This is a genomic window from Tardiphaga sp. (assembly GCF_041424195.1).
In the GTDB taxonomy this organism is placed as follows: Bacteria; Pseudomonadota; Alphaproteobacteria; order Rhizobiales; family Xanthobacteraceae; genus Tardiphaga.
The window spans coordinates 83,682-89,898 of record NZ_JBGMOE010000079.1; the positions used below are offsets into that span (position 1 = coordinate 83,682).

Consider the following 6,217-nt stretch of genomic DNA (forward strand, 5'->3'; position numbering starts at 1 on the left):
TCTATACATCTATGGAACCCACGCGTCATTCAAGCGTTTAGGGAACTCGGCCACACTTCAGCCCAGCTTGCATTGCTCGTTGCAGGACTTGTTTGTTGACTGTGTTCTTAAGGCCACCTCATACGGCGGATTGTCGAATTCTGCCGGATAGCCCATCCCGCTCGGAAAGCAGGCTCATGCCAACTATCGCTCTGGTCGACGACGACCGTAACATTCTCACATCCGTATCGATCGCGCTGGAAGCCGAAGGCTACCGCATCATGACCTATACGGACGGTGCTTCTGCGCTCGATGGTTTCCGCACCAGCCAGCCAGACCTCGCGATCCTCGATATCAAGATGCCACGCATGGACGGTATGGAGACGCTGCGTCGTCTGCGCCAGAAGTCCGATCTGCCGGTCATCTTCCTGACGTCAAAGGACGAAGAGATCGACGAGCTGTTCGGCCTGAAGATGGGCGCCGACGATTTCATCCGCAAGCCGTTCTCGCAGCGTCTGCTGGTCGAGCGCGTGAAGGCCGTGCTGCGTCGCGCCGCGCCGAAGGATCCGACTGCCGCTCCGAAGGAGACCGATGCCAAGGCGCTCGATCGCGGCTTGCTGCGGATGGATCCGGAACGTCACACCTGCACCTGGAAGAATGAGCCGGTCACGCTGACCGTCACCGAATTCCTGATCCTGCAGGCGCTGGCCACACGCCCAGGCGTAGTGAAGAGCCGCAACGCGCTGATGGATGCCGCCTATGACGATCAGGTCTATGTGGACGATCGCACCATCGACAGCCACATCAAGCGGCTGCGCAAGAAGTTCAAGGTGGTCGACGACGACTTCGAGATGATCGAGACGCTCTACGGCGTCGGCTATCGCTTCAAGGAAACCTGATCTGTAGAGGGTTCCCGCGGCACGGTTGGGGCCTGACGGCTCAGCCGTGCTGCGCTAGAATGCGCATACGCACCCGCAACAATGAGTATTGCGTGGCGCATCATAGATATCGACAACAACCGGGCAGTTTTGGCATTGCTGGATCGTACGCAGCCTGATGAAAGCCTGGACGCCGACGGCACTTCGCCGCATGCGGCAGGCGGCGATGCCGATCGCGCCCATCGCGGCTGGCAGCGCCCGCTCGACTGGCTGCGCCGTGCCCGGCAATTCTTCGTTGCGCTTACCTTTTCAAGCCTGACGCGCCGCATCGTTTCGCTCAACCTCGCCGGCCTTTGCGCCCTCGTCGCCAGCATCCTCTATCTCTCGCAATTTCGCGCCGGCCTGATCGACGCACGCGCGCAGAGCCTTCTGGTGCAGGCCGAAATCATCGCGAGCGCCATTGCCGCTTCGGCCACCGTCGAAACCAATACGATTACGATCGACCCCGACCGCCTGCTCGATCTCAAGCCGGGCGAAACCTACGGCGTGCCGGACGAACTCTCCGGCCTCGATTTCCCGATCAACCCCGAGCGCGTCGCGCCGGTGTTGCGGCGGCTGATCTCCCCGACCAAGACTCGCGCGCGCATCTACGACCGCGACGGCGTGCTGATCCTCGACAGCCGCAGCCTTTATGGCCGCGGCGATGTGCTGCGTTTCGAACTGCCGCCCCCGACCACCGAAAAGCCCGGCTTTGCCGAACGCACGATGATCGCGGTCCGGACCTGGCTCAATCGCGGCGACCTGCCGCTCTATCGCGAACTCGGCCCGGAAAACGGCAACGGCTATCAGGAAGTACAGCAGTCGCTCGACGGCCTGAAGAGCAGCATGGTGCGCATCAACGAACGCGGCGAAGTCATCGTCTCGGTCGCCGTACCTGTGCAGCGCTTCCGTGCCGTGCATGGTTCACTGATGCTGTCGACCCAGGGCGACGACATCGACCAGATGGTGACGGCCGAGCGTCTGGCGATTCTGAAAGTCTTTGCTGTCGCCGCCGTGGTGATGATCGTGCTGTCGTTGTTGCTGGCATCGACCATCGCCGGTCCGGTGCGACGTCTTGCCGACAGTGCCGAGCGCGTTCGCCGCCGTATCCGCACGCGCGTCGAGATTCCCGACTTCACACGCCGGCGCGACGAGATCGGCCATTTGTCCGGCGCGCTGCGCGACATGACCGACGCGCTTTATAACCGCATCGAAGCGATCGAGATGTTCGCCGCCGACGTCTCGCACGAACTCAAGAACCCGCTGACATCGCTGCGTTCCGCCGTAGAAACGCTCCCGCTGGCGAAGAACGACAACAGCCGCAGCCGCCTGCTCGCGGTGATCGAACATGATGTGCGACGGCTTGACCGGTTGATCTCGGATATTTCCGACGCCAGCCGTCTCGACGCCGAACTGCAGCGCAACGATACCGCGCCCGTCGATGTCCGACGGTTGCTGACCACGCTGACCTCGGTCGCCAACGAAACCAAGCTCGGTCATGACGTCGGCGTTGAAGTCCGCTTCGAAGGCGCAGCCACCGACGCGTTTTCAGTGCCCGGCCACGACTCCCGCCTCGGTCAGGTCATTACCAATCTGGTCACCAATGCACAGTCGTTCTCGACGCCGGGCGGCAAGGTGCGGATTGTCTGTCGCCGCCTGAAAGGCAAGATCGAGATCGTCGTCGATGACGATGGCCCGGGCATCGGACTGGACGCACTCGAACGCATCTTCGAGCGCTTTTATACCGACCGGCCGCATCAGGGTTTTGGTCAGAATTCCGGCCTCGGCCTGTCGATCTCCAAGCAGATCGTCGAGGCCCATGGCGGCACGGTCTGGGCGGAGAACCGTATCGGCCCAGCCAATGCCGACGGCGAGATCCCTGTACTGGGTGCACGCTTCGTTGTGCGGTTGCCGGCCACATGAGCGCGGATGGCAAAAGCATCCACGCGTCCGCCGTACTGGTGAATGATCGCGCCGTGCTGATCCGGGGGCCGTCCGGCTCCGGCAAGTCGCGGCTGGTGTTCGATCTGATCCTCGCCGGTCAGAGCGGACAGCTTCCGGAGGCCATGCTGGTCGGTGACGATCGGGTGCATCTGGATGTCAGGGATGGAAAACTGTGGGTACGGCCGGCGCCCCAACTGGTCGGGTTGCTGGAGATCAGAGGGCTCGGGATTCGACGCCTGGACTGCGCGACCGGCGCCATTGTCGGACTGGTGGTCGATCTCGACGCAACCGACGCGGCGCGCCTGCCGGAGCCGGAAGCGCTCAAAATCACACTTGAGGGCGTCGAATTGCCTCGAATCCCGGTCGGGGCAGGCTTTCATCCCTTACCATTGGTTGTAGCTGCGTTGACAACAATCGACGGCTTGGGCGCGGTGCGACCTTTGGACAATTGCTCAAAGGGAATTGGTAACCATATTAGTCCCACTATCGCCACCGAATAGACCCGTGCTACTTCCCGCCGCATCCGTGCAATTTAAGGGAAATTCGCGCAGAGCCCTCTTGCATAGGGGCTCTGGATGGTCAAAGTGGCCCTTTCGTGCGGTGCACCAAAAGCACCCGCGAGGAGTTTCCGATGATTGGTCTAGTACTTGTGACCCACGGGCGCCTTGCCGACGAGTTTAAGGCGGCGCTTGAGCACGTAATGGGTCCGCAAAAACAAATTGAAGCCGTAACAATCGGCGCCGAAGACGATTCCGATTTGTGTCGAAGCGACATTATCGAAGCGGTCAATCGCGTCGACAGTGGCGATGGCGTTGCTATCCTCACTGACATGTTCGGCGGCACGCCATCGAATCTGGCGATCTCCTGCATGAGCCGGCCGAAGGTCGAGGTTCTCGCAGGTATCAATCTGCCCATGCTTGTAAAGCTCGCAAAGGTGCGCGAAGAGCGCACACTGCCCGATGCGATCGCCATGGCGCAGGAAGCCGGCCGCAAATACGTCACCATTGCCAGCCGCGTTCTCGCCGGCAAATGAGCGACAGCCCAGACGATACGACGGCGTCCGGTAGCGTCTCGCGCGAGATTCCGATCACCAACAAACGTGGCCTTCACGCGCGCGCCTCTGCCAAATTCGTGCAGATGGTCGAGCGCTTCAATGCCGATGTCACGGTAACGCGCAACGGCGAGACCGTTGGCGGTACGTCGATCATGGGCCTGATGATGCTGTCGGCCGGCCCCGGTACCAGCATCCTGGTTGCCGCCAAAGGCGCCGAGGCTGAAGCCGCCCTCGAGGCGATAACCGAACTGGTGACCAACAAGTTCGGCGAAGAGTAGCGGCCGGCCGAAGCTGTTTCGTCAGCGAACGACTATTTCATCGCGCCAGGCGCCACCACATAGACATTCCATCGTGCGGTCGTACCGACGTTGCCCTTGAAGAAGCGCCGCGTCGACATCACGATGCGTTCGGCATTCGGCAGATTGTCCTTCATCCACGCTTCGCAGCGTTCGAATTTCCAGTCCCCTACAAGGCAGATGCCGATGAAGCCGTTGCGCTTCGCTTCGGCCATCGACGTCACGCCCGACGGCCATGGCTCATAGGGTGTCAGCGGCAGAGGATGATCCGGACTGTAGAACGTCATCTGCTCTGCGACATCGACGAAACCCACCACCTCGCTCCAGCGCGTGTGGAAGCGCGTGTGCCAGACTTCGGTGAGTTCACGCGCAAGCTGCGAGTAGGAGATGTGAGCGAAATTGCCATTGGCGTCGCGCGGCAGCGACGCGATGGCGATCTGCGGGGCTGCCGCAAGTATGACCAGCGACAGCACCAGCCAGATCGCGGCGAGCCGGACCAGCGCGATCCGCGGCATCATGAGCGACGGGATTGCAACGACCGCCAGCGGCACCAGGAAGAACAGCGAGATCCCCCAATCGGTCTTGATATAGACGTCGAACAACAACGCCCCGATCGGCGGGCCGACGGCGACGATAGCCTGGATCAGCCAGATATTCAGGGCCTGATCCATGCGGACACCGGGATTGGTCGTCTGTGACCACGGCCGCCTGACGAATGCGCCGGGATCGCGCGCCACCGACGCCCACCAGCGTGGACCCCAGGCCAGCACCGCAGCGGCCAGAGCCAGCGGCAACAGCAGCAGCGCGATATTGTGGCCGATATAGCCCCACGCCAGTTGCAAGCTCTCCCAGCGCGACGAGATCGCATAGGTATTACCGGCGTAACGAAATGGCGCGTATTCCACCTGCCGCACCCAGTCGAGATGCGGAATCATCGCTGCCACCATCGTCACGATGGCGATCCATGGTGCAGGCGAGCGCAGGAACAGCATCCGCTGCGGATGGATGAGCGCGGCCAGGCCGATGGCGCCGATCATCGTCACCACCCAGTATTTGGTCATCAGCGCCAGCGCAGCGGCGACGCCGAGCAGGAAGCCCGAGCGGATCGTGCGCTTCTCGAAAGCATGCAAATAGGCCAGCACCACCAGTGGCAGGGTCACCAGCTGCAGCAGGTCCGGATTGTATTTGAAGCCCTTGAAATTGAAGATCGGATAGATCGCGACCATCACCAGCACGAAAAAGGCACGGCGCCGATCGACCACGCGCAACGCGATCGTCCAGCAAAGGATCATGCCTATGCCGACCGTGACCATGGCGAGCAGATAGGTTGCCCAGTCCACCGGCGGGAAGAATTTGAACCAGACGCCCGAGATCCAGCCCGACAGCGGCGGGTGCTTGCCATAGCCCCACAGGAACTTCTGCCCCCAGGCATAGCCTTCAGAGACGTCAAAATGGATATCCTGCGCGGCTTTCACCTGCGTCAGGATCGCGGTCCACAGCACCACATGGGCGACCGTGAAACCGAGCACCAGCAGGGTGCTCAATTGTGGATTGCCGGCCCAGGCTACGAGCCGCGCAGCGCCGCGGCGGCCGATCGACAGCAAGCCCCGGCGCTTGGCGGGGGCGGAGGAAGCGATTGTACTCATGAGGCCCTGCCTAGCGTGTTTCGGGCCGGAGTAAAATCAGGATGCCGTGACGGAAACAGGGCCGGGAATCAGGCCGAAACCCGTATTAAGGTTGCCGCATCGGGGCCTGAATGCTATCCCGCGCGCATGACAACCTCCCCGATTTCGAACGTCCGCAACTTCTCCATCGTTGCCCATATCGACCATGGCAAATCGACGCTGGCCGACCGCCTGATCCAGATCACCGGCGGGTTGCAGGCGCGCGAGATGAAGGAGCAGGTGCTCGATTCCATGGATATCGAGCGCGAGCGCGGCATCACCATCAAGGCGCAGACCGTGCGCCTCGCCTACCGCGCCAAGGACGGCAAGGATTACATCTTCAACCTGATGGACACGCCCGGC

The 6,217-nt window shown here is 61.8% G+C and carries 7 protein-coding genes; 6 read left to right on the plus strand and 1 reads right to left on the minus strand.

Annotation, left to right across the window (positions count from 1 at the left end; genetic code table 11):
• Positions 1–176: 176 nt before the first annotated feature.
• From ACEK02_RS12790 to ACEK02_RS12810, 5 genes are all read left to right on the plus strand, one after another.
• Positions 177–878: a response regulator transcription factor gene (locus tag ACEK02_RS12790; protein WP_068733897.1), complete on the plus strand. Its 702-nt coding sequence runs from the start codon at positions 177–179 to the stop codon at positions 876–878.
• A 135-nt stretch (positions 879–1,013) separates the two neighbouring features.
• Positions 1,014–2,819: a stimulus-sensing domain-containing protein gene (locus tag ACEK02_RS12795; RefSeq protein WP_371422077.1), complete on the plus strand. Its 1,806-nt coding sequence runs from the start codon at positions 1,014–1,016 to the stop codon at positions 2,817–2,819.
• A gap of 53 nt (positions 2,820–2,872) precedes the next feature.
• On the plus strand, positions 2,873–3,340 hold the full coding sequence (locus ACEK02_RS12800; protein WP_371422078.1) for an HPr kinase/phosphorylase: 468 nt from the start codon (positions 2,873–2,875) through the stop codon (positions 3,338–3,340).
• A gap of 131 nt (positions 3,341–3,471) precedes the next feature.
• On the plus strand, positions 3,472–3,873 hold the full coding sequence (locus ACEK02_RS12805) for a PTS sugar transporter subunit IIA (protein ID WP_068733893.1): 402 nt from the start codon (positions 3,472–3,474) through the stop codon (positions 3,871–3,873).
• A complete protein-coding gene (locus tag ACEK02_RS12810; RefSeq protein ID WP_371422069.1) occupies positions 3,870–4,172 on the plus strand; it encodes an HPr family phosphocarrier protein in 303 nt (100 codons plus the stop codon). Before ACEK02_RS12805 ends, ACEK02_RS12810 begins: the two co-directional genes overlap by 4 nt.
• A gap of 32 nt (positions 4,173–4,204) precedes the next feature.
• Here the strand turns inward: ACEK02_RS12810 and ACEK02_RS12815 are convergent, their stop codons facing one another.
• Positions 4,205–5,836 carry a glycosyltransferase family 39 protein gene (locus ACEK02_RS12815; protein ID WP_371422070.1) on the minus strand — a complete coding sequence of 544 codons (1,632 nt, stop codon included), beginning with the start codon at positions 5,834–5,836 and terminating at the stop codon, positions 4,205–4,207.
• 126 nt (positions 5,837–5,962) lie between these two features.
• Here ACEK02_RS12815 and ACEK02_RS12820 point away from each other — a divergent pair.
• On the plus strand, positions 5,963–6,217 hold a 255-nt coding region (locus ACEK02_RS12820; protein WP_371422071.1), incomplete at its 3' end, for a GTP-binding protein.

Coding starts and splice junctions, on each gene's coding strand:
- ACEK02_RS12790 (WP_068733897.1), top strand. CDS start 177: ATGCCAACTATCGCTCTGGTCGACGACGACCGTAACATTCTCACATCC.
- ACEK02_RS12805 (WP_068733893.1), top strand. CDS start 3,472: ATGATTGGTCTAGTACTTGTGACCCACGGGCGCCTTGCCGACGAGTTT.
- ACEK02_RS12810 (WP_371422069.1), top strand. CDS start 3,870: ATGAGCGACAGCCCAGACGATACGACGGCGTCCGGTAGCGTCTCGCGC.
- ACEK02_RS12815 (WP_371422070.1), bottom strand. CDS start 5,836: ATGAGTACAATCGCTTCCTCCGCCCCCGCCAAGCGCCGGGGCTTGCTG.